A 23,645-nucleotide genomic window follows, 5' to 3' on the forward strand; every position below is an offset into this window, starting at 1 on the left:
ACCACAGCGCCAGCGCCATGCGCCATGCGCCATCAACGGCGCTGAATCAACGGCGCTGAACTAAAGCCGCTGAACTAAAGCCGCTGAACTAAAGCTGCTGAACTAAAGCCGCTGAGCTTCACCTGCCAGCGACGTAAAGCTTTTTGCCCTGTAGAACTATGAAGGAGCCACCAGGCTAATGAAATCGCACGACATCGCAAACCGCTGGGTAGAATTCTTCGCCAGCAAGCACCACACACCCGTGCCCTCTGCCTCCCTGGTGTCCTCCGACCCTTCCCTACTGTTCACAGTGGCCGGCATGGTCCCTTTCATCCCGTATCTGACCGCCCGCGAGGTCCCGCCGTTCAAGCGCGCCACAAGCGTGCAAAAATGCATCCGCACCGGAGACATTGACGAGGTTGGCAAGACGGTCCGCCACGGCACCTTCTTCCAAATGTGCGGCAACTTCTCCTTCGGCGACTACTTCAAGGAAACCGCCATCCCCTACGCCTGGGAACTGCTCACCAGTTCCTTGGACGACGGCGGCTACGGCCTCCCAGCGGAGCGTCTGTGGGTCACGGTGTACACCGAGGACGACGAGGCGTACGGTATCTGGCGCGATAAGGTGGGCGTCCCCGCTGACCGCATCCAGCGCATCGGCAAGGAAGACAACTACTGGTCCACCGGCCAGCCCGGCCCGGCCGGACCCTGCTCGGAGATCTTCTACGACCGTGGCGCAGAGTATGGCATTGACGGCGGCCCCATTGCGGATGAGACCCGTTACATTGAAATCTGGAACCTCGTGTTCATGCAGTACCAGATTGACAACGTCACCTCCAAGGTGGACTTCGATGTGGTGGGTGAACTGCCCAACAAGAACATTGACACAGGCCTGGGACTGGAACGTCTTGCCATGATTTTGCAGGGCGTGGAGAACATGTACGAGACCGATCAGGTCCGTCCCGTTCTGGACAAAGCCGCCGAAATTTCCGGCAAAAAGTACACCTCCACGGAGGACCCTGCCGACCCGCACCACACAGATGACGTGCGCATGCGTGTTGTTGCCGACCACATCCGCTCCTCCCTGATGTTGATTTCCGACGGCGTCACCCCCTCCAACGAGGGCCGCGGCTACGTGCTGCGCCGCCTGATCCGCCGTGCCGTGCGTGCCATGCGCCTCCTGGGCGTGGAAACAGCCGTCCTGCCGGAGCTGCTGCCCGTTTCACGGGACGCCATGAAGGGCGCCTACCCTGAGGTGGAAACCGACTTCGCGAGGATCGCACGCATTGCTTACGCGGAAGAGAAGTCCTTCCTGCGCACCATTGCCAGCGGCACGGCCCGTCTGGAGGAAGCCGTGAAGGTTTCCAAGGCAGCCAACCACCCGCTGTCCGGTGAAGAAGCCTTCGCTCTCCATGACACCTACGGTTTCCCCATTGACCTCACCTTGGAAATGGCCGGCGAAGCAGGCCTGGCCGTTGATGAGGCAGGGTTCCGCACACTCATGCTCGAACAGCGTGATCGCGCCCGTAAGGACGCCAAGTCCAAGAAGAGCGGCCACGCTGATCTCACGGTGTTCCATGAATTGCATGCCCAGGGCGAGACTGTTTTCACCGGCTATACCGAGTTGGAAGGCGAGGGCCGCATCCGCGCCATCCTGGCCAATGGTGCCGCCGTGGCGCACGCCTCCACGGGCGATGAAGTTTCGCTGGTCCTGGACGCCACTCCGTTCTACGCCGAGGCCGGCGGGCAGGCTGCTGATACGGGCCTGATCACCGGTGACGGCTTTGTGGTGGAAGTTCTTGATGTCCAGCGCCCCATCAAAGGCCTGAGCGTTCACAAGGCAATTGTGCGCGAAGGCGAACTGCCAGCAGACGCTTTGGTGCGTGCTGCCGTGGACCGCGAACGCCGCCACGCAGCAGAGCAGGCACACACGGGTACGCACATTGTGCACGCTGCCCTGCATCAGATCCTCGGCCCGGAAGCACTGCAGCGAGGCTCCTTCAACAAGGCCGGCTACCTGCGCTTCGACTTCGCCTGGGGTGAGGGCCTGAGCGCCGCGACCCGTTCTGAGATCGAGGAAGTTTCCAACATTGCCATTCGCAACAACTACCGTGTGGACACCAAAGTTATGGATTTGGACGCCGCTAAGGCGCTCGGAGCCATGGCCCTGTTCGGGGAAAACTACGGCTCCGAGGTCCGGGTTGTAGAGATCGACGGCGCCTGGTCACGTGAGCTGTGCGGCGGCACGCACGTGGATAGCACCTCCCGGATCGGTTCGCTGACCCTGTTGGGTGAGCAATCGGTAGGGTCCGGAAACCGCCGCGTCGAGGCCTTCGTTGGCATGGACGCGTTCCGTCACCTGGCCGCCGAGCGCGCCCTGGTCAGTGAATTGACGGACATGCTCAAGGTGCCCTCCAGCCTGCTCCAGGAACGCGTGGCCGCCACCTTGGCGAAACTCAAGACCGCGGAGAAGGAGCTGGAACGTCTCCGCAAGGAACAGCTCAGCGCAGCAGCAGCAAACTTGGTAGGAACTGCCGTGGACGCCAACGGCGTGCGCGTCATTGCCCACAATGCCGGCGAAGTTGGCAGCGCCGATGAGCTGCGCGTGCTGGCACTGGACCTGCGCGACCGTCTCGGCTCGGCGCCGTCGACCATTGCCGTAGCCGGAGCCAGCAATGGCCGGCCCATCATTTTGGTTCTCACCAATGAGGCCGCCCGCCAGGCCGGCATCAAGGCTGGGAACCTAGTCAAGATCGCCTCCGGTATTCTCGGCGGCGGCGGTGGCGGAAAGCCTGACATGGCTCAGGGTGGCGGCTCGGATGTGACTGCTATTCCCGCAGCACTGACTGCTGTCAGTGACGCAGTGAAGAACCGGACCTAGGGCCTCAGTGCTGGAGCTTAACTACCCGCAAGGGGTCAAACTTGGTGTGGACGTGGGCATGGTCCGGGTGGGGTTGGCCACGTGCGATCCCGAGGGTATCTTAGCCACGCCTGTGAAAACGCTCAGCCGTGACGCTAAGCGCAATAGTGATATCAAGGTGGTTCTCAAAGAGGCCGCCACCCGGTGCGTACGGCAGATTTTTGTTGGCCTGCCCCGCACCTTAAAGGGTGAGGAAAAGGCTTCGGCGGACATGGCTAGAAGCTATGCGCAGCAGCTGGCAAACTTGCTGGATGCTGCGGGAATGGATGTCCCGGTGCGGCTTGTGGATGAACGCCTGAGCACTGTCAGCGCCCACCAGTCACTGCATCAGGCTGGTATCAGTAGCCGTGAACACCGTAAAGTGGTAGATCAAGTGGCGGCAGTTGAAATCCTGCAACATGCCATTGATATGCAAAAAGCGCGCAATGGTGATGTTGGAGAGATCGTGCGCGCCATCAAGTCGGGTGTTGTGGGGACTGCCGATTCATCTGAACACGAAGAGGGAACCACCATCACCAGTTTAAACACTGCGCCTCTTGAGCCCCGGGAGGCGCCATGAGTGATCTTTTTCGGGACCGCTCCCAGAGCTCCGGCGGACGCCGCAGCACCGAGCCCCACCACGCTGAGCCCTACCATGCCGAGCCCCAGAGTGACGGGCCCCAGTACGACGACGAGCACAGCGCCGCCGAAGGATATTGGCACGATAACGCTGAAGATGCTCTCTACACGGGTCATTCGGACTACGAACACTACGAAGAGTATGGGCAGCACGAATCTTCCGAGCCCGTAGCGCCGGAGGTGCTGGTGCTGCCTTCGCGCAGAACCAGCCGGGTCTCCAAGCGGGTCCGCAAGCGCCGTCGCAGCCTGGCCTTCCTGGTGGTCCTGGTGCTGTTTGGTGCTGTTGTTTACTTTGCGGTCCAGGCCGTTAAACCCATCCTCGGTGGATTTACGGTGCCGGACTACCCGGGCCCTGGCACGGGGACGGTACAGATTCTCATCCAGCCGGGCGCCAACGGGCGCACCGTGGCCAGCGAGCTCAAAAGCAGTGATGTGGTGGCGAGCGAGCAGGCGTTCCTGGATGCGCTTAAAGCTGCTGATGGCTCAGGTTCTTTGCAACCTGGAGAGTTCCAGATGAAGTCCCAGATGAAGGCCTCAGACGCGGTGGCTATTTTGCTGGCCAGTAGTGATGAGAAGGTCCACTACGCTGCCGTGGCACAAAACCTGCGTATCAACGAGGTTCTGGCGGTGCTCGCCAAGAGCACAGGGATTCCCGAAGGCGAGTTCACTGCCCTGTCCAAGGAGCCGAAGCTCTTTGGGCTCCCGGCCCAGGCTCTGAACCTTGAGGGTTACCTAGCACCGGGGGAGTATCGCTTCTCCATAGACCTTAACGCCCAGGAAATTCTGGCCCAAATGGTGGAGAACACCAAGAAGGAGCTGACGGAGACCGGAGTCACCGATCCTGATGAGCAGTTCCGGGTTCTAACCATTGCCAGCATCATTGAATTTGAGGGTACGCCGGATAACTATGCGCTGATTTCCGGTGCCATTGAAAATCGGCTCAACAACCCTGACGGGGAAACTGGTGGACGGATTGAATCCGATGCCACCGTGACCTATGGTCTGGGCACCAAGTCTTACCACTTCACGGCAGCGCAAAAGGCTGACAAGTCCAATCCGTACAACACGTATGCGAATCCGGGGCTGCCTATTGGCCCCATCGGTTCCCCGGGCGCCAAGGCCATTGTTGCTGCCGCTCACCCCAAAGCGAATCCGTATTATTTCTGGGTGACCGTGAACCTTAAAACCGGAGAGACTCTTTTTGCGAAGACCTATGCCGAACATCAGGCTAACGTGGCGAAGTTCTCCGCATGGTGCGCAGCCAATGAAGGTGAATGCAACCAGTGACAGATAAGCTTTTCGGTGCGGTCTTAGGACACCCCATTGGGCACTCACAGTCACCGGCCCTGCACAACGCCGCCTACACGGCGCTGGGAGCCCCCTTCAACTACGTTGCCCGCGATCTCCAGCTGCCGGAATTGGCCGGCTTCCTGGCACAGGTGCGTGCTGACGGGAACTGGTACGGTCTCTCCGTCACCATGCCGCTGAAGAACGAGGCGGCCATGCTGGTGGATGAGCTCACACCTGTTGCTGCTGCCGTTGGTGCCGTCAACACCATTGTTCCTAGGCGGGACGGCACCGGAGGCACCCGCCTTGTGGGGGACAACACCGACGTCGCCGGGATTGTCAACGCCCTGCGCCACGCAGGCGTGGGACAGCGGCCCCGGGCGGCCATCCTGGGCGGTGGAGGCACGGCAGTTTCGGCCATTGCCGCCCTGGGGCAACTCCACGCCACGGACATCACGCTCTTTGTGCGTAACGCTCACAAGGCTGCTGGGACCCTCCATGTAGCAGCAGCCCTGGGTGTCGGCGTGGTGCTTGAATCCTTTGATGCTGCCGCCGGGAAACTGGCCGGCTTTGATGTCATCATTTCCACGCTGCCACCGCACGGTGCGGACGGGCTCGCCGGAGAGTTTGCGGGCATAGGTGCAACTGTGCAGGACGGGGCGTTGTTGTTGGACGTGGCCTATGATCCGTGGCCCAGTGCCCTGGCGCAGGTTTGGCAGGCTGCCGGTGGCACAGTTGTGGCGGGCATCGAAATGCTTTTGTACCAAGGTGTGGAACAAGTCAAACTGTTTTCAGAGGCCGGAGGGTTAGGTACCTTGGACACAGTGCAAATCGGGGACGTCATCAATGTGATGTGCGACGCAATTGGCGTCCACAGGCGCGATTCCCATGAACAGAACATGGCAGGATAGAGAGTATGTTGCGTTGGTTGACCGCCGGAGAATCACATGGCCCGGCTCTCGTTGGAATTATTGAAGGCGTGCCCGCCGGTGTGGAGCTCACGAGCGCCCACATCCAGGACGCCCTGGCCAGGCGACGTCTGGGCTATGGCCGCGGCGCCCGCATGAAGTTTGAGCAGGACGTGGTGACCATTTTGGGCGGCGTCCGGCACGGCTTGACTCAGGGTGGCCCCGTTGCCATTCAGATTGCCAACTCGGAATGGCCCAAGTGGGAGTCGATCATGTCTGCGGACCCCGTGGATGCTGCCGAGTTGGAGGGGCAGGCCCGCAACGCACCCTTGACGCGTCCGCGCCCCGGCCACGCCGATTTCACCGGTATGCAGAAGTACGGATTCAGCGAGGCCCGCCCCGTGTTGGAGCGTGCCAGTGCCCGCGAAACCGCCACACGAGTAGCCCTCGGTGCAGTGGCCGCGCAGATGCTCGCCGCCGTAGGCGTTGAACTGGTCAGCCACACGGTGCAAATTGCCGGCGTTGCCTCACCCGAAAGTGCCGCGCTTCCGGTGCTCTCCGACGTGGCCGCACTGGATGCCGATCCGCTGCGCTGCTTTGACGTAGCCACCTCAGCCGCCATGGTTGCGGAAGTGGATGCGGCTCAGAAACAAGGCGAAACACTCGGCGGAGTTGTTGAGGTCCTGGCCTACAACCTGCCTCCCGGACTGGGCAGCTATGTGCACTGGGACCGCCGCCTGGACTCACGCCTGGCCGGTGCCCTCATGGGTATTCAGGCCATCAAGGGCGTGGAGGTTGGCGACGGGTTCGCCACCGCCGCACGCCGAGGCTCCGCCGCACACGATGAAATTGTGCGCGACGAATCCGGGCGCATCATCCGCACCTCCAACCGTGCCGGCGGCATTGAGGGTGGTATGAGCATTGGCGATGTGCTGCGTGTACGCGCGGCCATGAAGCCCATTGCCACCGTGCCGCGCGCCCTGAAGACCATTGACGTTGCCACCGGTGAGCCCGCAAAGGCGCACCATCAGCGCTCCGACGTCTGTGCCGTTCCGGCTGCCGGCGTAGTGGCGGAAGCCATGACCGCACTTGTGCTGGCAGAAGCACTCGTGGAGAAGTTCGGCGGCGATTCCATTGCGGAGACCAAGCGGAACATGGACAGCTACCTGGCGGCCATCCCCGCCAATCTGGATACCCAGGACCACTGATGGGCACGGGCAGGGATCCGGTGGGGGCGCCGGACTTCACGCCCCAACAGCCCATTGTCATGATCGGGCCCATGGCTGTTGGCAAGTCCGTGATTGGGGCCGAGCTGGCGCGCGTGCTGGGACTGGAGTTCATTGACTCCGACCACAAAATTGTGGCCAAGCACGGGGCCATTCCTCGGATTTTTGCCGGCAGGGGCGAGCACCACTTCCGTCAGCTCGAGGCGAAGGCCATTGCCGACGTCCTAGATAGCCCCAGCCCCAAAGCCGTGGTCTTGTCTCTGGGCGGTGGCGCCGTCCTGGACTCCGGAACCCAGCAATTGCTGGCCCGGACCACCGTTGTTTTCCTGCGTGCAGAACTGGACACCGTCCGGGAGCGCATCACCCGCAACACAGGCCGTCCCCTGCTGTCGGCGGACCCCGTTGCCGCCTGGGAACGCTTGGCCGCCGTGCGCGGTCCTGTGTACGCCCGGCTGGCCAACATCACCCTTGATGTGGCCAATTCCAATGTGCCGCAGCTTGTTGAGCGGCTGATCCGCCTGTTGGCAGCAGAATCCAGAGAAGAGAATTCCTAAACCATGAACACCGTGAACCCAGAGACTTCCACAGAAGCAGCCACCCCCAACACCGTCATCAAGGTTACCGGCGTCTTGCCGCAGGAGAATTACGAGGTGGTTGTGGGCCGGGGGCTGCTGGCGCAGCTTCCGGCACTCTTGGGTGAGCGAGTCAAAAAGGTCTTGGTTATCCACCCGAGGGCGTTGCGCCTGACGGGGGATACCGTCCGGGATGAACTCGAAGCTGCCGGCTTCACCGCCCTCACGGCAGAGATTCCCGATGCCGAAGAAGGCAAGCACATTCAGGTGGCTTCTTTCTGCTGGGAAGTTTTGGGCAAGAATGATTTCACCCGCTCCGACGCCATTGTTGCCGTAGGTGGTGGCGCCGTGACCGATGTGGGCGGATTTGTTGCCGCCACCTGGTTGCGCGGGGTTAAGCTCGTGAATATTCCCACCTCCCTGCTGGGCATGGTGGACGCCGCTGTTGGTGGCAAAACAGGGATCAACACGGCAGAGGGCAAGAACCTGGTGGGCGCATTCCACCCGCCGGCCGGCGTGCTCGTTGACCTGGATACCTTGGCCACTCTGCCCCCCAATGAACTGATCTCCGGGATGGCCGAGGTGATCAAGTGCGGCTTCATCGCCGATCCCGTGATCCTGGATTTGATCGAGGCCAACCCGGAAGCCGTCAAGGACCCCGCCTCCGCTGTGCTGCGCGAACTCATTGAGCGTGCCATAGCTGTGAAGGCTGCCGTGGTTTCGGCAGATTTGAAGGAGAGCGGTCAGCGTGAAATCCTCAACTACGGACACACCCTAGGCCACGCCATTGAACTGGTTGAACGCTACTCCTGGCGCCACGGTGCCGCTGTGTCCGTCGGCATGATGTTCGCGGCAGAACTGGCCCGCAGTGTAGGCCGGCTCAGCGATGCCGATGCTGACCGGCACCGCACCATCTTGGATCTTTTGGGACTGCCGTTGAGCTACCGCAGGGACCGCTGGCAGGCACTGCTCGATGGTATGAAGCGGGATAAAAAGACTCGCGGGGACCTGCTGCGTTTTGTGGTTCTTGACGGCATTGGCCGGCCCGGGATCTTGGACGTGCCCGATCAGTCCCTGCTCTTTGCCGCCTACCAGGAAATAGCTTCCTAGCATGGGGTTAAAAGATTGGCCCTCAGCCGGATTCCCAGGAACAGCCGTCAACCCCGAGACGCTCCTGCCGGAGGTGGTGGATGAAGAGGCCTGCGAGTTGGCACTGGAAGAGTCAGGCGATGCCGCGGATAGGGTCTTTGTTCTGCTGGCTCGAGGGCTGACGGCCGAGGCAGCCGATGCTGCTGCCACCGCCCGGCTCAGCGATCCTGGATCATTGCGGTTGCAGGTCCTGGACGCTGATATTCTGCGGGCCAGCAAGCATTTTGACAGGGCCGAGAAGATCCTGCGGGCCGTTCTGCCAGAGGTGGCAGGAAAACCCATGGAAGCCTGGGTTTTTCAGCAGCTCGGCAAGGTGTATTTCAGCAACGGTGCCTTTGAAACGGCGGCGAAAACCTTCGCCACCGCCCTTGAGCTGCGGGTGGTATCCGGCTCCGACGCCTCAGCAATATACTCGGCCACGGTGTCCCTGAAACGGGCCCTGGACCTGGCCGAACGCGAATAACGCCTTCACCGGGTGGATTCCAGGTCCGCGCATCCGGATAATCCATCGATCCGTGAGAAAAGGTCGCTTTGGCGGTTCTAAACGACCTTTTCTCACGGATCGATGTTGTGAGGGCCGCCGTCGTGCTTGCCGGTGAGGTGTCCAGCCATGGTGGTAGAAATCATGCGGCGGCGCAAAGCAAGGTGCGGTAGTATGGTCAATGGATTTTTGAAAATACTTATACGCTAAGAGGCTACTGTGGCAACGACAAACGACATTAAGAACGGCACCGTTCTCAAACTTGAAGGACAGCTCTGGAACGTCATTGAGTTCCAGCACGTCAAGCCAGGCAAGGGCGGGGCGTTTGTCCGCACCAAGATGCGCAACATCCTCTCCGGCAAGGTGGTTGATAAGACCTTCAACGCTGGTTTGAAGATTGAAACCGCAACGGTTGACCGCTCAGACTTCCAGTACCTGTACCAGGACGGCGAAGACTACGTCTTCATGGATCTGGACAACTACGATCAGCTCACCGTGTCAGGCAAGACCATTGGTGACGCCACGAACTACATGCTCGAAAACATCAACGTGACCATCGCGTTGCACGAGGGCTCACCCCTCTACATTGAACTGCCCCCGAGCGTGCAGCTGCGTATCACCTACACCGAGCCCGGACTGCAGGGTGACCGCTCCTCCGCCGGTACCAAGCCCGCAACGGTTGAGACCGGTCTGGAAATTCAGGTTCCCTTGTTCGTTGAGAACAACACTCTCGTCAAGGTTGATACCCGTGACGGCAGCTACTTGGGACGTGTCAGCGAGTAGTGGCAAGCACTAAGGACAGCAACAAACCGAATTCGGCACGTAGCAAGGCCCGCCGCCGCGCCCTAGACATTTTGTTCGAGGCCGAGCAGCGCGAGGTCAGCGCCATGTCGGCTTTGACGGCACGGCGTGAAATTGCCGATCAGATCATCAACGTCTACACCGTTGACCTGGTTGAAGGCGTGACAGCAATGGCCGAGAGTATTGACGAATTCCTGGCGACCTACTCACAGGGCTGGACGCTTGAGCGCATGCCCGCCGTGGACCGGATTATCCTGCGCATCGGCACCTGGGAGCTGCTCTACAACGACGACGTCCCGGATGCAGTCGCCATAAGCGAAGCCGTGGAATTGGCAAAAATTCTCTCAACTGATGAATCTCCCCAGTTCATCAACGGCCTGCTGGGACGTTTGCAGCAGATCAAGCCGACTCTGCTGGCCTAGAAGCCGCCTGGAGCCCACCCGCAACGAGAACTGACCGGCAGCCAAGAGCTGCGGGTCAGTTCTCGTTTAAGGCTGTTGCCAGGGCTGATGCTGGGATTGAAAATGCTGGGCTTGCATCTGTTGCGCTTGCATCTGTTGGGACGCCAAGTTTTGGGCCTGCCACACAGCCTGTGAATGGCGCCCTAGCAGTTCGCTACGCACGGCGGTGCTCCTGTTGAGCAATCCGAGTTCTAGTTCCTGGTTCGCGGCGAAGCGTGTTCTTGACCCTTTGCTGGCGCCCCGGGCATCAACTAGCAGCCGCTGCCGGGTGAATGCCAGGCGCGTGGCCAGGCGGATGAACTCCTTCATGATGGGTGCCGCCGCAAAGGTCCTAGCCCATGTTAAAGCACGACGCCGGCCTGCACCTGTTGCGAGCATCGGCACCTCTTGTTGGGTGAACCAGCCAGACGGGACGTAATCGGATAGACGCCGGCGGGTGAGTTTCGCCTCAGAGCGGCGCAATAAGATGATGCCCACAATGCTCAGGATGAACAAGGGGACCTGAAGCACCACGTACACAATGATGAAGTTGCCGCCCAAAAAGGCTGAACCGTTCCAAAGCCCATGCAGGAGCATGGCCGGGACAAGGCCTACCACCCAAGCGCCCAGGACCATGAGGGTGCCACCGTTGCGGGCTGCATAGCCCACACAGACGCCCAGCATTGCGGTAAACATGACATGGGCAAACGGTGACATGAGCCCTCGCAGGATGAAGATGCTGGCCAGGCCGCCCACGGCGCCGTCCGCATCTGAAAGCGCCTGGCCGAAATAGAGGATATTTTCCGTGAAGGCGAAGCCGGCAGCGATCATGCCCGCATAAACCACCCCGTCTATGGGACCGTCGAAGGTGCGCCGGCGCAGGAAAAAGAGCAACAGCAATCCGGCACCTTTGCAGAATTCCTCCACTAAGGGTGCCTGAATTACGGCCCCCACCATATCCGCGTCCGCGGCAGGGTTGGGGCTCATGAGTAGGGGCTGGACCCAGCTACCCACAACAAGGGTGGTGACAACAGCCATCCCGGCACCCCAGCAGAAGCCCAGGATCAAGGCCGCGAGGGGCTCCGGTTCCCACCTGTCAATCCACATCAAGGCGGCAATACAGATAACCAAAGGGATCAGTGCCAACGCCCCGCAGATCAAAAAGACGTTGGCGCCAATGGAAATGGCGAAGAAGGCCAAGGTCACCAGTGTTACTAGAATCAGCACGCTGAGCAAAATGATGTTGGTCACTTTGACGCCCGTGCCCCGAGGCTTTCGTTTGGTTTGCACCGGGGCCGGATGCGCCCAATAGTCAGGCCGGTAGCTCAGTGCCGAGCCGGGCCCGGGCCCCTGCACCTGTGGCAGTGGTGCTTGGGCGTAGTGCGGTTGCGCCAGAGGCGCACCTGCGGCGGGATCTTGCCAGTGGCCAGGTTCAGTCATGTTCTCAAGCGTAGGGCCACCGCGTGCCCGCTCCAAGGTGCCGCGCTGGGCCAGCGCGTGGGCGTGGCGGTGCCTGTGGTAGTTTGAGTTGTACGCATTCAACCTTTTAATTCCGTCCTGTGAGGCGGGGAAAGGGGACGCGAGAAAATGACGAATTCCTCTGCAGAGTATGAGGCAGTTCAGCAAAACTCGGCACCGCTCACTGTGTCCCGTGTGGTTCTCAGCGCCGGAGATATTGAACGGGCGCTAACTCGTATCGCCTATGAAATTTTGGAATCCAACAAGGGCAGCGCCAATCTGTTGCTTTTAGGCATTCCGCGCCGCGGTTACCCACTCGCCCAGCGACTGGCCGCGAAACTGGCCGCCAGTGATCCAGGCATAGACCCCGCCGCCATTGTTGGCCAGCTCGATGTCACCATGTTCCGTGACGATCTCGCCCAGCATCCCACCCGCGCCCCGCAGCGCACCGAACTGCCCGTATCCGGTATTGACGGTAAAACAGTGGTCCTGGTTGACGATGTGCTGTATTCCGGGCGCACCATCCGTGCAGCCTTGGATGCGCTGGTTGATTTGGGCCGCCCCCGCGTGGTGCGCCTGGCCGTCCTGGTGGATCGAGGGCACCGCGAGCTGCCCATCCGTGCAGACCATGTTGGCAAAAACCTGCCCACATCCTCCACTGAAAAAGTGCGTGTGCGCTTGAGTGAAATTGATGGTGGCTCAGCCGCCGATGACCAGGTTGTTATCGAGGCTGGCGCATGAGGCACTTACTTTCCACCGAACAGCTCAGCCTCGAAAACGCCATCCAGATCCTGGACACAGCCCAGGAAATGAGTGCCGTGGGCGAGCGGGAAATCAAGAAGCTGCCCGCCCTGCGCGGACGCACCGTGGTGAACTTGTTCTTTGAGGACTCCACCCGCACCCGCATCTCCTTTGAAGCCGCAGCCAAGCGCCTCTCCGCAGACGTCATCAACTTCAGCGCCAAGGGATCCTCCGTCTCCAAGGGTGAATCCCTCAAGGACACCGCCCAAACCCTGGAAGCCATGAGCGCTGACGCCGTGGTCATCAGGCACTGGGCCTCCGGGGCGCCCGCTCAGCTGGCCAACTCCGGCTGGATTGATGCCGCCGTCATCAACGCCGGTGACGGTACCCACGCACACCCCACCCAGGCACTGCTGGACGCCTTCACCATGCGAGCCCACTGGGCTAAACTTGCCGGCACCTCCTCCGTGGGTGCGGACCTGAGCGGCATGCGCGTGATCATTGTTGGCGACGTGCTGCATTCCCGCGTGGCCCGCTCCAACGTGTGGCTGCTCCGTACCCTGGGTGCTCACGTGACCTTGGTGGCGCCACCCACCCTTCTGCCGGTCGGCATCGAGCACTGGCCCTGCGAGGTCAGTTATGACCTGGACGCGGCCCTGGAAAACGGTGTTGACGCGGTCATGATGCTCCGGGTCCAGGCCGAACGCATGAACGCCTCCTTCTTCCCCTCCACCCGGGAGTATGCGCGCCGGTGGGGGTTCGACGACTCCCGCCTGGCCAAGTTGGATGCCCTGAACCTCAAGGACACCATCATCATGCACCCCGGGCCCATGAACCGGGGCCTGGAAATTTCCTCGGCCGCCGCTGACTCGCCACGCTCCACCGTGCTGGCCCAGGTGCGCAACGGTGTCTCGGTGCGCATGGCCACCTTGTACCTCCTGCTATCCGGGGAAATGCGTCAGAGCCACGCCCCCTCACCTCTGCCCTCAGTAAAGGACCCTTCATGACTTCTTCTGGTTACTTGATTCGTTCAGCCTCCCTATTGGGCAAGGAAACCGCCGATATCCTGGTCCGAGACGGGGTTATCGCCGCGGTGGGCCAGGACCTGAGTGCCGAGATTGTGGGACAGGCAACTGTTATTGACGCCACCAATCTGGTGGCACTGCCCGGCATGGTTGACCTGCACACCCACCTGCGCGAGCCCGGCCGTGAAGACGCCGAAACCGTGGAAACCGGCACCCGTGCCGCAGCCCTGGGCGGGTTCACCGCCGTGCACGCCATGGCCAACAGCTCACCCGTGGCTGACACCGCCGGCGTGGTGGAGCAGGTCTACACGCTGGGCCGTGAATCCGGCTGGGTGGATGTGCGCCCCGTGGGTGCAGTAACCGTGGGACTCGCCGGTGCACAGCTCGCCGAGCTGGGGGCCATGGCCGATTCCCGCGCCCGCGTCCGGGTCTTCTCCGATGACGGCATCTGTGTCAGTGACCCCGTCCTGATGCGCCGCGCCCTGGAGTATGTCAAGGCGTTCGACGGCGTGATCGCCCAGCATGCGCAAGAACCCCGCCTCACCGAAGGCGCCCAGATGAACGAGGGCGAAGTCTCCGCTGACTTGGGCCTGGCCGGCTGGCCGGCAGTAGCCGAAGAATCCATCATTGCCCGTGACGTGCTGCTAGCCCAGCATGTGGGTTCACGCCTGCACGTGTGCCATGTGTCCACAGCCGGATCGGTGGAGATCATCCGCTGGGCCAAGGAACGCGGTATCTCTGTCACCGCTGAGGTCACCCCGCACCACCTGCTGCTGACCGAAGAACTGGTACGCAGCTACAACCCCGTCTACAAGGTCAACCCGCCGCTGCGCGCCGACGCCGACGTTCACGCACTGCGTGCCGCTCTGGCTGATGGCACCATTGACATTGTTGGCACCGATCACGCCCCGCACCCTAGCGAAGCCAAGGAATGCGAATGGGCCGCCGCAGCCATGGGTATGACGGGATTGGAAACAGCCCTGTCAGTGGTGCAGGAAACCATGATCGAAACGAACTTGATGACCTGGGCGGACTTTGCCCGCGTCACCTCCACCACGCCGGCACAGATTGGCCAGCTGGCCGATCAGGGCTGTCCCTTGGAAGTGGGGGAGCCGGCCAACATTGTGCTTGTGGACCCCGCAGCGCGTTGGACCGTTGATCCCTCCGCCATGGCAACCAAGGGCCGCAACTCACCGTTCGCCGGCCTGCAACTGCCGGGCAAGGTCATTGCCACCTTCTTTAACGGACACCCCACAGTGTTAAGTGGCATGCTCAACACCCCCTACCGCCATGGAGCCAACTAGTGGATGAACGGATTCTTCCCGGCATCCTGACCCTACTGCTGGTTGTGGTGGTGTTCGCCCTCATGGGATGGGGCTGGCGGAACAAGCTCAAGCGGCAAAGTGATGTTGCTCAGCTTCCCGCGGTGCCCACCGATCTGGGTGAGGCAGTGATCAGTGTCCCCGGCATGTATGTGGTCACCACCTCGGGCGGGGACTGGCTTGACCGGCTGGCCGTTCACGGCTTGGGCATCCGGACCACCGCCGTGGTCCATGTTTACCCGTCAGGGATCCTGGTGGAGCGCACAGGGGCACAAGAGATTTTCATCGCCGCGCAAAAACTTACCGAGGTCAGCACCGGCTCCGGCATGGCGGGTAAATTTGTGGAAAAGGATGGACTGGTTGTTATTGGCTGGTTGCTGGAGAATACCCAAGTAGACACGGGCTTTAGAACCACAGAAGCTGGCGCTAAACGCCCCTTGATTCACGCATTACAGGCACTGTTGCCTGAAGACAGCGATACAGAGCGCAACGGAAAGAACAATTGAGAATGAGGGAAACAACCATGCCTGTACAGGCACTTTTAGTCTTGGAAGATGGCCGCACTTTCCGTGGCAGCAGCTACGGCGCACAGGGGACAACCTTGGGCGAGGCTGTCTTCACCACTGGCATGACCGGATACCAGGAAACCCTGACGGACCCGTCCTACGCCCGCCAGCTGATTGTCCAGACCGCACCCCACATTGGCAACACCGGTGTGAATCAGGCAGATAATGAATCAGCCAAGATCTGGGCTGCCGGTTACATTGTCCGCGACGCCGCCCGCCGCCCCTCCAACTGGCGCAGCGAGGGCACCCTTGACGCGGAACTCATCTCCCAGGGCATTGTCGGCATCCAGGGTGTAGACACCCGGGCCATCACCCGCCACCTGCGCGAACGCGGTTCCATGAAGGCCGGCATCTTCTCCGGTGAAGCTGCAGCACGCTCCGAGGCCGAGATGCTCGCCGAGGTCAAGGCCCAGCCGTCCATGGCTGGCCTGCGCCTGGCCGAAGAGGTCAGCACTAAGGAAGCGTACGTCGTTGAGCCTGCCGATCACGGCTGGACCGGGGAAACCCTATTCACCATTGTGGCCCTGGACCTTGGCATGAAAGCCATGACCCCGGCCCGCTTCGCCGAGCGCGGTGTGCGCCTGCACGTGCTACCCGCCAGCACGTCCTTTGAGGATGCGATGGCGCTGAACCCGGACGGTGTGTTCATCTCCAACGGCCCAGGGGACCCCGCCACCGCTGATGCCCAGGTGGCCTTTGTGCGCGCTTTCTTGGACGCCGGGGTGCCCTACTTCGGCATCTGCTTCGGCAACCAGATCCTAGGCCGTGCCCTGGGCTTTGGCACGTACAAGCTGCGCTACGGACACCGCGGCATGAACCAGCCCGTCATGGACCGCAGCACCGGCAAGGTGGAAATCACCAGCCAGAACCACGGCTTTGCCGTGGACGCCCCGCTGGAGGGACCCACACAGGCCCCCGAGGAGCGTTTTGGCCGCGTTGAGGTCAGCCACATCAGCCTCAACGATCAAGTGGTTGAAGGTCTCTCCTGCCGCGACATCCCCGCCTTCTCGGTGCAGTACCACCCCGAAGCGGCAGCCGGCCCGCATGACGCCGCGTACCTGTTTGACAGGTTCATCAATCTCATGACCAATTACCAGGGTGCACAGAGCCAGAGTGCAGCCAGCCAGAGCACACAGAGCCAGGAAGATAAGTAATGCCAAAGAGGGAAGATCTTAAATCAGTTTTGGTCATTGGCTCCGGCCCGATCGTGATTGGCCAGGCTGCCGAGTTTGATTACTCCGGCACCCAGGCGCTGCGTGTTTTGAAGGAAGAGGGCCTGCGGGTCATCCTCGTCAACTCCAACCCGGCCACCATCATGACCGATCCCGAGTTCGCGGACGCCACCTATGTTGAACCCATCACCCCCGAGGTGGTGGAGAAGATCATCGCCAAGGAACGCCCCGACGCCATCCTGCCCACCCTCGGTGGCCAGACCGCGTTGAACACGGCCATCGCCTTGGATAAGAATGGTGTTCTGGCCAAGTACAACGTGGAGCTGATCGGTGCGAACATCGCCGCTATCGAACTCGGCGAGGACCGCGAAAAGTTCAAGGGTGTGGTGGAGCGCTGCGGTGCCGAATCGGCACGCAGCCATATCATCCATACTCTGGATGAAGCCTTCGAGGCGGCCAAGGACCTTGGCTACCCCATGGTGGTCCGCCCCTCCTTCACCATGGGTGGGCTCGGCTCCGGCCTGGCCTACACGCCCAAGGACTTGGAGCGCATTGTGGGTCAAGGCCTGCAGTACAGCCCCACCACCGAGGTTCTGCTCGAAGAGTCCATCCTTGGCTGGAAGGAATACGAGCTGGAAATGATGCGCGACAAGAACGATAACGTCGTTGTTGTTTGCTCCATTGAAAACTTTGACCCGGTAGGCGTCCACACGGGTGACTCCATCACCGTGGCCCCGGCCATGACCCTGACGGACCGCGAATACCAGAATCTGCGCGACATCTCCATTGCGGTGATCCGCGAGGTTGGCGTGGACACCGGTGGCTGTAACATTCAGTTCGCGATCGAACCTGACACAGGGCGAGTGGTGGTCATTGAGATGAACCCGCGCGTTTCACGCTCCTCGGCACTGGCTTCGAAGGCAACCGGCTTCGCTATCGCCAAGATCGCTACCAAGCTGTCCTTGGGCTACACCCTGGATGAGATCCCCAACGACATCACCCAGAAGACCCCGGCCTCCTTCGAGCCCGCGCTGGATTACGTGGTTGTCAAGGTACCCCGCTTCGCGTTTGAGAAGTTCCCGGCAGCGGACCCCACCCTGACCACCACCATGAAGAGCGTTGGCGAAGCCATGGCCATGGGCCGCAACTTCACCGAAGCCCTGCAGAAGGCGCTACGCTCATTGGAACAGAAGGGTGCAAGCCTGGAATTCCACAGCGTCAACGCCCTGGACGTGCCGGAACTCATGGAAGCGTCCAAGCGTCCCACCACGGAGCGTCTTGGCCAGGTTCAACGTGCCCTGCTCGGCGGTGCCACGGTGGAGCAAATGTATGAGGCAACCGGCATTGACCCTTGGTTCCTTGATCAGCTGGTGCTACTCAATGAAGTCTCGGTAACCATCCGCAAGTCCACAGCCTTGAGCCCGGAAATGCTCAAGCTGGCCAAGCGCCACGGCTTCTCTGACGCCCAGATCGGTGCCTTGACCAATAACTCCGAGGCAGTGGTTCGTGGCGTCCGCCAAGCATTGAACATCCGCCCTGTCTACAAGACGGTGGATACCTGCGCCGCGGAATTCGCCGCGTACACCCCGTACCATTACTCCACCTATGACGAGGAGGATGAGATTGCGCTCCATGAAAAGCCCTCCGTCATCATCCTCGGCTCAGGGCCCAACCGTATTGGCCAGGGCATCGAGTTTGACTACTCCTGCGTGCACGCCTCCATGGCGTTGCGCAAGGCCGGCTACGAGACCGTCATGGTCAACTGCAACCCGGAAACCGTCTCCACTGACTATGACGTCTCCACCCGCCTGTACTTTGAGCCGTTGACACTCGAGGACGTGCTGGAAATCATCGCGGCTGAAGAGCGCACCGGCGGCGTGATGGGTGTCTTTGTTCAGCTGGGCGGGCAGACGCCCCTGAAGCTGGCACAGGAACTGGCCGACGCCGGTGTGCCCATCTTGGGTACCTCCCCGGAAGCCATCGATCTGGCCGAGCACCGCGGCATGTTCTCCCGCGTCCTGGATGAGGCCGGCTTGATCGCCCCGAAGAATGGCACGGCCGTGTCCTTCAACGATGCCAAGAAGATTGCCGATGAGATTGGCTACCCCGTGCTGGTCCGTCCCTCCTACGTCCTGGGCGGCCGCGGCATGGAGATTGTCTATGACGAGGCCAACCTGTCCCGCTACATCAAGAACGCTACCGAGATCACCGAGGCGCACCCGGTCCTAATCGACAGGTTCTTAGAAGACGCCATTGAGATTGACGTGGACGCCCTCTTTGACGGCAAGGACATGTACCTTGGCGGCATCATGGAACACATTGAAGAGGCCGGCATTCACTCCGGTGACTCCGCCTGCGTGCTGCCTCCCATCACCTTGGGCAAGGACGTCCAGGAGCGGGTCCGTGCGGCCACCCGCGCCATCGCCGAAGGCGTTGGTGTGCGTGGTTTGATCAACATCCAGTTCGCCCTGGCTGCGGACATCCTCTACGTGCTTGAAGCCAACCCGCGGGCCTCCCGCACCGTACCGTTTGTCTCCAAGGCAACCGGTGTGCAGATGGCCAAGGCAGCTGCCTTGATTGGTGTGGGTGTCTCCATTGCCCACCTGCGCAGCGTCCACCACATCCTGCCCGAGGTGGGAGATGGCGGGAACTTACCTGACAACGCCCCGGTTGCTGTGAAGGAAGCTGTGCTGCCCTTCAACCGTTTCCGCACTGTTGAAGGCCACGTTGTTGACTCCCTGCTGGGGCCGGAAATGCGTTCCACGGGTGAAGTCATGGGCATTGACAAGCACTTTGATACTGCCTTCGCCAAGAGCCAGGCAGCTGCCAACGGCGCCCTGCCGGTGGACGGAACGGTGTTCGTCTCGGTGGCCAACCGTGACAAGCGCTCCATCATCATGGCCGTCAAGCGCCTCGTTGACCTGGGCTACAAGATTGTGGCCACAGGCGGCACCGCAGATGTCCTGCGCCGCAACGGCATCGCCTCCACCACTGTTCGCAAGATCAGCCAGGAGAGCGGTGGTTCGGATGATCAGAGCATTGTGGATCTCATCAACAACGGTGAGATTGACATGATCTTCAACACACCCTCAGGCGGCCAGGCTCGCGGGGATGGTTACGAGATCCGTGCGGCGGCAGTTTCCAACGGCCGCCCCTGCATCACCACGGTGGCTGAATTCAACGTGGCTGTTCAGGCCATGGAAGCATTGCGCTCCTACGAATGGGACGTCACCAGCTTGCAGGAGCACGCAGTGGTCCTGGCAGCAGGCCAGGCAGCGCAGAATGCCAAGTAGTATCCCCAGCGGCTCCCTCGGAGCCGGGGGGCCCCGCAGCGGGCCCCCCGCCGCAGAGGGCCCAGACGGCGGCCGGGTCTCGTTCGGCGCACGCCTCGCCGCCGCCATGGAGGCCCGCGGTGCCCTGTGTGTGGGGATTGACCCCCACCCGGGCCTGCTGGCCGCATGGGGCCTGGCGGATGATGTCCAGGGCCTGCGCACCTTTTCCCAGACAGTGCTGGAGGCCGTGGCTGCGCTGGCGGCAGCCATCAAGCCGCAGGTGGCGCTCTATGAGCGCCACGGCTCGGCCGGGTTGGCAGTCCTTGAGGAGTTGCTGGCCGCGTCCGCGCAAGCGGAGGTGCTCACTATTGCTGATGCCAAGCGCGGGGACATTGGTTCCACCATGGCCGGCTATGCCGATGCCTGGCTGCGTGAGGGCTCAGCGCTGGCGGCAGATTCGGTGACGCTGAGCCCCTACCTGGGCTTTGAATCCCTGCGGCCGGCACTGGATCTGGCAGCAGCCAACGGCCGGGGTGTTTTTGTCCTGGCACTGACCTCCAACCCGGAGGGCGCGTCCGTCCAGCATGTCGGTGGCAGCGAGTCCGTGGCCAAACGCATTGTGCAGGCGGCCGCGCAAGAGAATCAGCGCTACGCGGCGGCTGCTCTCGGCTCGGTAGGGCTTGTGGTGGGTGCCACCGTAGGCAATGCGCTGCGCGAGCTGGACATTGACCTAGCCGCTGTCAACGGCCCTATTCTGGCTCCGGGGCTTGGCGCCCAAGGAGCCACTGGGGCGGATATGCGGGCTACGTTTGGGCCCGCATACCCTGCGGTTCTGGGTACCTCCAGCAGAGGCATCTTGGCAGCAGGGCCGGACATTGCCGCCCTGCGGGCTGCTACGGTGGAAACACTAGCCAGCCTGAAGTAGTCCCGAATGTGGTGGGGATGCCTCGCCGCAGATTGATTTGCTTCCCCGGTGCGGATAGGTTCGAAATAAATACCGTGTTCGCCATCCGCATCGGGGACAGCCATCATCAGGGAGCTTTTTCGTGAATTTGCCGCACCTCTCGCAGGAACAACGCGCAGACGCGCGGGTTAAGGCCGTTGCTGCCCGGGCGGTCAGGTCCCAGGCGAAGCAGGATTTGAAAACAGGACAGCTCAGTGTGGGCGCTTTGCTTTCCGCGGCGCTCGATGAGCCAGCCCTGGACAGGCTCAGAGTCAGTGATTTATTGGAAGCCCTCCCGGGCATTGGAAAGGTACGTGCAACTGTGATCATGAGCGAGCTGGGGATTGCCCCAACCCGCAGGGTGCGTGGGCTGGGCGTGCATCAGCGCCGCGCCCTCATTGACTACTTGGGAAAGAAGTCATGAGCGGGTTCAACGTACCGTCCGAACTCACCCACCGGAGCAAGCCACGCAGTGGTGTCACTGTCTTGGCGGGTCCCACCGCTGTTGGCAAGGGCACCGTGTCCACGTTCATCCGGGACAACTACCCGGATGTGTGGCTCTCAGTTTCCGCCACCACCCGTGTGGCCCGCCCCGGCGAGGAAGAAGGGATTCACTACTTCTTCAAGTCAGCAGAGGAATTCGATTCACTGGTGGCAAAGGGTGACTTGCTGGAGTGGGCCACTGTCCATGGTGTAAACCGGTACGGTACCTTGCGCAGCACCGTGGCGGCGGCCGTGGCTGCCGGAAAGTCAGTGCTGCTGGAGATTGATTTGCAGGGTGCGCGCCAAGTTAAAAAAGCCATGCCGGAGGCTGATTTCGTGTTCCTGGCACCGCCTAGTTGGGATGAATTAGTGCGCCGTTTAGTGGGACGCGGCACAGAAACGCTTGAAGAACAGCACCGCCGCCTAGAAACCGCTAAACTGGAACTTGCTGCCGCGCCGGAATTTGATTACGTCATTGTCAATGACCAGGTAAGCCGGGCTGCAGCCGCGCTTGTTGAACTGATGGGGCTCACCCCCCATCACACTGCTTGAGCCGGCATTTGTTGGAACGCAACAATGCTGGAACTGCAAGACACCCTTTCGATTTTTTGGAGAAGTAATTGACTACACAACCCGAAGGCATCATCAATCCCTCGATCGATTCGCTGCTTGAAGCTGCGGATTCGAAGTACGGACTGGTCATCTTTGGTGCCAAGCGCGCACGCCAGATCAACGCCTACTACGCTCAGCTGCACGAGGGCCTTTTCGAATATGTTGGCCCGCTGGTTGACACCAAGCTCAATGAAAAGTCCCTCTCCATCGCTTTCCGTGAAATCGACGAGGGCCTGCTGGTTTCCACTCCCGTCGAGACTGTCTAAAGCGCGTTTGAGCCACGGTGTCTAAGCTGAACATTGTTTTGGGGGTAGGTGGCGGTATCGCCGCTTACAAGGCGGCCCTGTTGTTGCGCCTCTTCACGGAGGCGGGGCATCAGGTCACGGTCATTCCTACCGACGCGTCCACCAATTTTGTTGGTGCCGCTACATGGGAGGCCCTGAGCGGGCGGCCCGTGACCAACAATGTCTTTGACGCCGTGGACCAGGTCAACCACGTGAGGATCGGCCATGAGGCCGATTTGATCGTGGTGGCTCCGGCCACCGCCGATCTTTTGGCCAAGGCCGCCAGTGGGCAGGCCAATGACTTGCTCACCACCACCTTGCTCATGGCTCGAGGCCCGGTGCTTTTTGCCCCCGCCATGCACACAGAAATGTGGGCCCATGCGGCAACGGTGGCCAATGTGGCTACGTTGCGATCTCGTGGCGTGCACGTCCTGGACCCCGCAGTTGGCCGCTTGACGGGCGCCGACTCGGGTCCGGGCCGGCTGCCGGAGCCGGAAGACATCTTTACTGCCGCCCTGAGTCTGGTTGAGCATTCCGCCAAACGCCACGCCGCGTCCCCGGCACCCGCTGCATCCGCAGCTTCTGCGGGGGAAGCGTTGGGGACCGAACCTGCAGCTTCTGCGGGGGAACAAGCGGGCGCCGAACCCGGTGAGCTGGCGGGCCGCCATGTTCTGATCACCGCTGGTGGCACCCGAGAACCACTTGATCCCGTGCGTTACTTGGGCAACAAGTCCTCAGGTAAGCAGGGAGTGGCCTTGGCCGAAGCCGCCCTAGCGGCAGGAGCACAGGTCACCTTGATCCACGCGCCCTTGGACGTTGCTCCTCCGGCAACCGCCCGGCTCCAGCCAATCGAGACTGCCCTTGAACTGCGGGCGGCAACCCTGGCAGCGGCGGCCACCGCCGACGTGATCATCATGGCCGCTGCCGTGGCTGATTTCCGTCCGGCCACTATTTCTACCGGAAAAATCAAAAAACGCGACCATGGTGAGGATCCCGTCATCACCTTGGTCCGCAACCCGGACATTCTGGTTGAATTGGTGGCCCACCGTTCCGCGCAAAACCAGCAGCAGCTCATTGTTGGGTTTGCCGCCGAAACTGGTGACGACGAGGCTGATGCACGCACTTATGCGCAGGCTAAATTGCGCCGCAAGGGCTGCGATCTTTTGGTGGTCAACGAGGTTGGTCCCGGCGAAAGCGGCAGCGAGCGGGTCTTTGGCCAGGATAACAACCACGTTGAGATCTTGTCCCTGGACGGTTCCAGCCCTGTGCAATCGGCGGGCAGCAAGCGCCAGGTGGCTGACGTCGTCGTGCATCTTATTGCACAGAAGCTAGGCAAGAACTCGCAAGAACTAGGAAGAATTAGCAAGTATTAGCCGCGCGCCGGCA

General features: G+C 61.4%; 22 protein-coding genes. 21 read left to right on the top strand and 1 reads right to left on the bottom strand.

The window, feature by feature from the left end; translation table 11 throughout:
• Positions 1–178: 178 nt before the first annotated feature.
• The 10 genes from alaS (at position 179) to nusB (ending at position 10,363) form a co-directional block, all read left to right on the top strand.
• Positions 179–2,860: an alanine--tRNA ligase gene (gene alaS, locus ABIB48_RS12270; RefSeq protein ID WP_110106407.1), complete on the top strand. Its 2,682-nt coding sequence runs from the start codon at positions 179–181 to the stop codon at positions 2,858–2,860.
• A gap of 58 nt (positions 2,861–2,918) precedes the next feature.
• Entirely contained in the window at positions 2,919–3,458 is a 540-nt protein-coding gene (gene ruvX, locus ABIB48_RS12275) for a Holliday junction resolvase RuvX (protein WP_110106516.1), read from the top strand.
• Entirely contained in the window at positions 3,455–4,804 is a 1,350-nt protein-coding gene (mltG, locus tag ABIB48_RS12280) for an endolytic transglycosylase MltG (RefSeq protein ID WP_354213127.1), read from the top strand. The genes ruvX and mltG overlap by 4 nt, the downstream gene beginning before the upstream one ends.
• A complete protein-coding gene (locus ABIB48_RS12285) occupies positions 4,792–5,715 on the top strand; it encodes a shikimate dehydrogenase (protein ID WP_110106409.1) in 924 nt (307 codons plus the stop codon). Before mltG ends, ABIB48_RS12285 begins: the two co-directional genes overlap by 13 nt.
• A gap of 5 nt (positions 5,716–5,720) precedes the next feature.
• On the top strand, positions 5,721–6,920 hold the full coding sequence (aroC, locus tag ABIB48_RS12290; RefSeq protein WP_315913689.1) for a chorismate synthase: 1,200 nt from the start codon (positions 5,721–5,723) through the stop codon (positions 6,918–6,920).
• A complete protein-coding gene (locus ABIB48_RS12295) occupies positions 6,920–7,492 on the top strand; it encodes a shikimate kinase (RefSeq protein ID WP_110106411.1) in 573 nt (190 codons plus the stop codon). Before aroC ends, ABIB48_RS12295 begins: the two co-directional genes overlap by 1 nt.
• Before the next feature lie 3 nt (positions 7,493–7,495).
• On the top strand, positions 7,496–8,620 hold the full coding sequence (gene aroB / locus ABIB48_RS12300) for a 3-dehydroquinate synthase (RefSeq protein ID WP_110106412.1): 1,125 nt from the start codon (positions 7,496–7,498) through the stop codon (positions 8,618–8,620).
• Between the two features lies 1 nt (position 8,621).
• Entirely contained in the window at positions 8,622–9,122 is a 501-nt protein-coding gene (locus ABIB48_RS12305) for a tetratricopeptide repeat protein (RefSeq protein WP_110106413.1), read from the top strand.
• Between the two features lie 237 nt (positions 9,123–9,359).
• A complete protein-coding gene (gene efp, locus ABIB48_RS12310; protein WP_110106414.1) occupies positions 9,360–9,923 on the top strand; it encodes an elongation factor P in 564 nt (187 codons plus the stop codon).
• Complete coding sequence (gene nusB / locus ABIB48_RS12315; RefSeq protein ID WP_110106415.1) at positions 9,923–10,363, top strand: transcription antitermination factor NusB; 441 nt, start codon at positions 9,923–9,925, stop codon at positions 10,361–10,363. The genes efp and nusB overlap by 1 nt, the downstream gene beginning before the upstream one ends.
• 66 nt (positions 10,364–10,429) lie before the next feature.
• Here the strand turns inward: nusB and ABIB48_RS12320 are convergent, their stop codons facing one another.
• The gene (locus ABIB48_RS12320) at positions 10,430–11,821 is read right to left on the bottom strand and encodes a PrsW family intramembrane metalloprotease (protein ID WP_354213128.1); all 1,392 of its coding nucleotides are present in this window, start codon (positions 11,819–11,821) and stop codon (positions 10,430–10,432) included.
• Positions 11,822–11,968: 147 nt separating this feature from the next.
• Between ABIB48_RS12320 and pyrR the strand changes: the two genes are divergently transcribed.
• The 11 genes from pyrR to ABIB48_RS12375 all read left to right on the top strand — a co-directional run bounded on the left by pyrR (position 11,969) and on the right by ABIB48_RS12375 (position 23,632).
• Positions 11,969–12,580, top strand: coding sequence for a bifunctional pyr operon transcriptional regulator/uracil phosphoribosyltransferase PyrR (gene pyrR, locus ABIB48_RS12325; protein WP_110106417.1), 612 nt, complete (start codon positions 11,969–11,971; stop codon positions 12,578–12,580).
• On the top strand, positions 12,577–13,587 hold the full coding sequence (locus ABIB48_RS12330) for an aspartate carbamoyltransferase catalytic subunit (RefSeq protein ID WP_354213129.1): 1,011 nt from the start codon (positions 12,577–12,579) through the stop codon (positions 13,585–13,587). Before pyrR ends, ABIB48_RS12330 begins: the two co-directional genes overlap by 4 nt.
• On the top strand, positions 13,584–14,909 hold the full coding sequence (locus ABIB48_RS12335) for a dihydroorotase (RefSeq protein WP_354213130.1): 1,326 nt from the start codon (positions 13,584–13,586) through the stop codon (positions 14,907–14,909). The genes ABIB48_RS12330 and ABIB48_RS12335 overlap by 4 nt, the downstream gene beginning before the upstream one ends.
• Positions 14,909–15,433: a PH-like domain-containing protein gene (locus ABIB48_RS12340; protein WP_245932194.1), complete on the top strand. Its 525-nt coding sequence runs from the start codon at positions 14,909–14,911 to the stop codon at positions 15,431–15,433. The genes ABIB48_RS12335 and ABIB48_RS12340 overlap by 1 nt, the downstream gene beginning before the upstream one ends.
• A 17-nt stretch (positions 15,434–15,450) precedes the next feature.
• A complete protein-coding gene (carA, locus tag ABIB48_RS12345) occupies positions 15,451–16,647 on the top strand; it encodes a glutamine-hydrolyzing carbamoyl-phosphate synthase small subunit (protein ID WP_245932195.1) in 1,197 nt (398 codons plus the stop codon).
• Entirely contained in the window at positions 16,647–19,958 is a 3,312-nt protein-coding gene (carB, locus tag ABIB48_RS12350) for a carbamoyl-phosphate synthase large subunit (protein WP_354213132.1), read from the top strand. Before carA ends, carB begins: the two co-directional genes overlap by 1 nt.
• On the top strand, positions 19,948–20,862 hold the full coding sequence (gene pyrF / locus ABIB48_RS12355) for an orotidine-5'-phosphate decarboxylase (protein ID WP_110106422.1): 915 nt from the start codon (positions 19,948–19,950) through the stop codon (positions 20,860–20,862). Before carB ends, pyrF begins: the two co-directional genes overlap by 11 nt.
• Before the next feature lie 121 nt (positions 20,863–20,983).
• Positions 20,984–21,304 carry an integration host factor, actinobacterial type gene (mihF, locus tag ABIB48_RS12360; RefSeq protein ID WP_110106423.1) on the top strand — a complete coding sequence of 107 codons (321 nt, stop codon included), beginning with the start codon at positions 20,984–20,986 and terminating at the stop codon, positions 21,302–21,304.
• Complete coding sequence (gene gmk / locus ABIB48_RS12365) at positions 21,301–21,915, top strand: guanylate kinase (protein ID WP_110106424.1); 615 nt, start codon at positions 21,301–21,303, stop codon at positions 21,913–21,915. Before mihF ends, gmk begins: the two co-directional genes overlap by 4 nt.
• A 68-nt stretch (positions 21,916–21,983) precedes the next feature.
• Positions 21,984–22,241, top strand: a complete 258-nt coding sequence (gene rpoZ / locus ABIB48_RS12370; protein ID WP_038462701.1) for a DNA-directed RNA polymerase subunit omega — start codon at positions 21,984–21,986, stop codon at positions 22,239–22,241.
• A 26-nt stretch (positions 22,242–22,267) separates the two neighbouring features.
• The gene (locus ABIB48_RS12375) at positions 22,268–23,632 is read left to right on the top strand and encodes a bifunctional phosphopantothenoylcysteine decarboxylase/phosphopantothenate synthase (RefSeq protein ID WP_354213148.1); all 1,365 of its coding nucleotides are present in this window, start codon (positions 22,268–22,270) and stop codon (positions 23,630–23,632) included.
• Positions 23,633–23,645 lie beyond the last annotated feature (13 nt).

The organism is Arthrobacter sp. UYCu511 (genome assembly GCF_040547105.1).
Lineage (GTDB): Bacteria > Actinomycetota > Actinomycetes > Actinomycetales > Micrococcaceae > Specibacter > Specibacter psychrochitiniphilus.

Coding starts and splice junctions, on each gene's coding strand:
- alaS (WP_110106407.1), top strand. CDS start 179: ATGAAATCGCACGACATCGCAAACCGCTGGGTAGAATTCTTCGCCAGC.
- ruvX (WP_110106516.1), top strand. CDS start 2,919: ATGGTCCGGGTGGGGTTGGCCACGTGCGATCCCGAGGGTATCTTAGCC.
- mltG (WP_354213127.1), top strand. CDS start 3,455: ATGAGTGATCTTTTTCGGGACCGCTCCCAGAGCTCCGGCGGACGCCGC.
- ABIB48_RS12285 (WP_110106409.1), top strand. CDS start 4,792: ATGCAACCAGTGACAGATAAGCTTTTCGGTGCGGTCTTAGGACACCCC.
- aroC (WP_315913689.1), top strand. CDS start 5,721: ATGTTGCGTTGGTTGACCGCCGGAGAATCACATGGCCCGGCTCTCGTT.
- ABIB48_RS12295 (WP_110106411.1), top strand. CDS start 6,920: ATGGGCACGGGCAGGGATCCGGTGGGGGCGCCGGACTTCACGCCCCAA.
- aroB (WP_110106412.1), top strand. CDS start 7,496: ATGAACACCGTGAACCCAGAGACTTCCACAGAAGCAGCCACCCCCAAC.
- ABIB48_RS12305 (WP_110106413.1), top strand. CDS start 8,622: ATGGGGTTAAAAGATTGGCCCTCAGCCGGATTCCCAGGAACAGCCGTC.
- ABIB48_RS12320 (WP_354213128.1), bottom strand. CDS start 11,821: ATGACTGAACCTGGCCACTGGCAAGATCCCGCCGCAGGTGCGCCTCTG.
- pyrR (WP_110106417.1), top strand. CDS start 11,969: ATGACGAATTCCTCTGCAGAGTATGAGGCAGTTCAGCAAAACTCGGCA.
- ABIB48_RS12330 (WP_354213129.1), top strand. CDS start 12,577: ATGAGGCACTTACTTTCCACCGAACAGCTCAGCCTCGAAAACGCCATC.
- ABIB48_RS12335 (WP_354213130.1), top strand. CDS start 13,584: ATGACTTCTTCTGGTTACTTGATTCGTTCAGCCTCCCTATTGGGCAAG.
- carA (WP_245932195.1), top strand. CDS start 15,451: ATGCCTGTACAGGCACTTTTAGTCTTGGAAGATGGCCGCACTTTCCGT.
- carB (WP_354213132.1), top strand. CDS start 16,647: ATGCCAAAGAGGGAAGATCTTAAATCAGTTTTGGTCATTGGCTCCGGC.
- pyrF (WP_110106422.1), top strand. CDS start 19,948: ATGCCAAGTAGTATCCCCAGCGGCTCCCTCGGAGCCGGGGGGCCCCGC.
- gmk (WP_110106424.1), top strand. CDS start 21,301: ATGAGCGGGTTCAACGTACCGTCCGAACTCACCCACCGGAGCAAGCCA.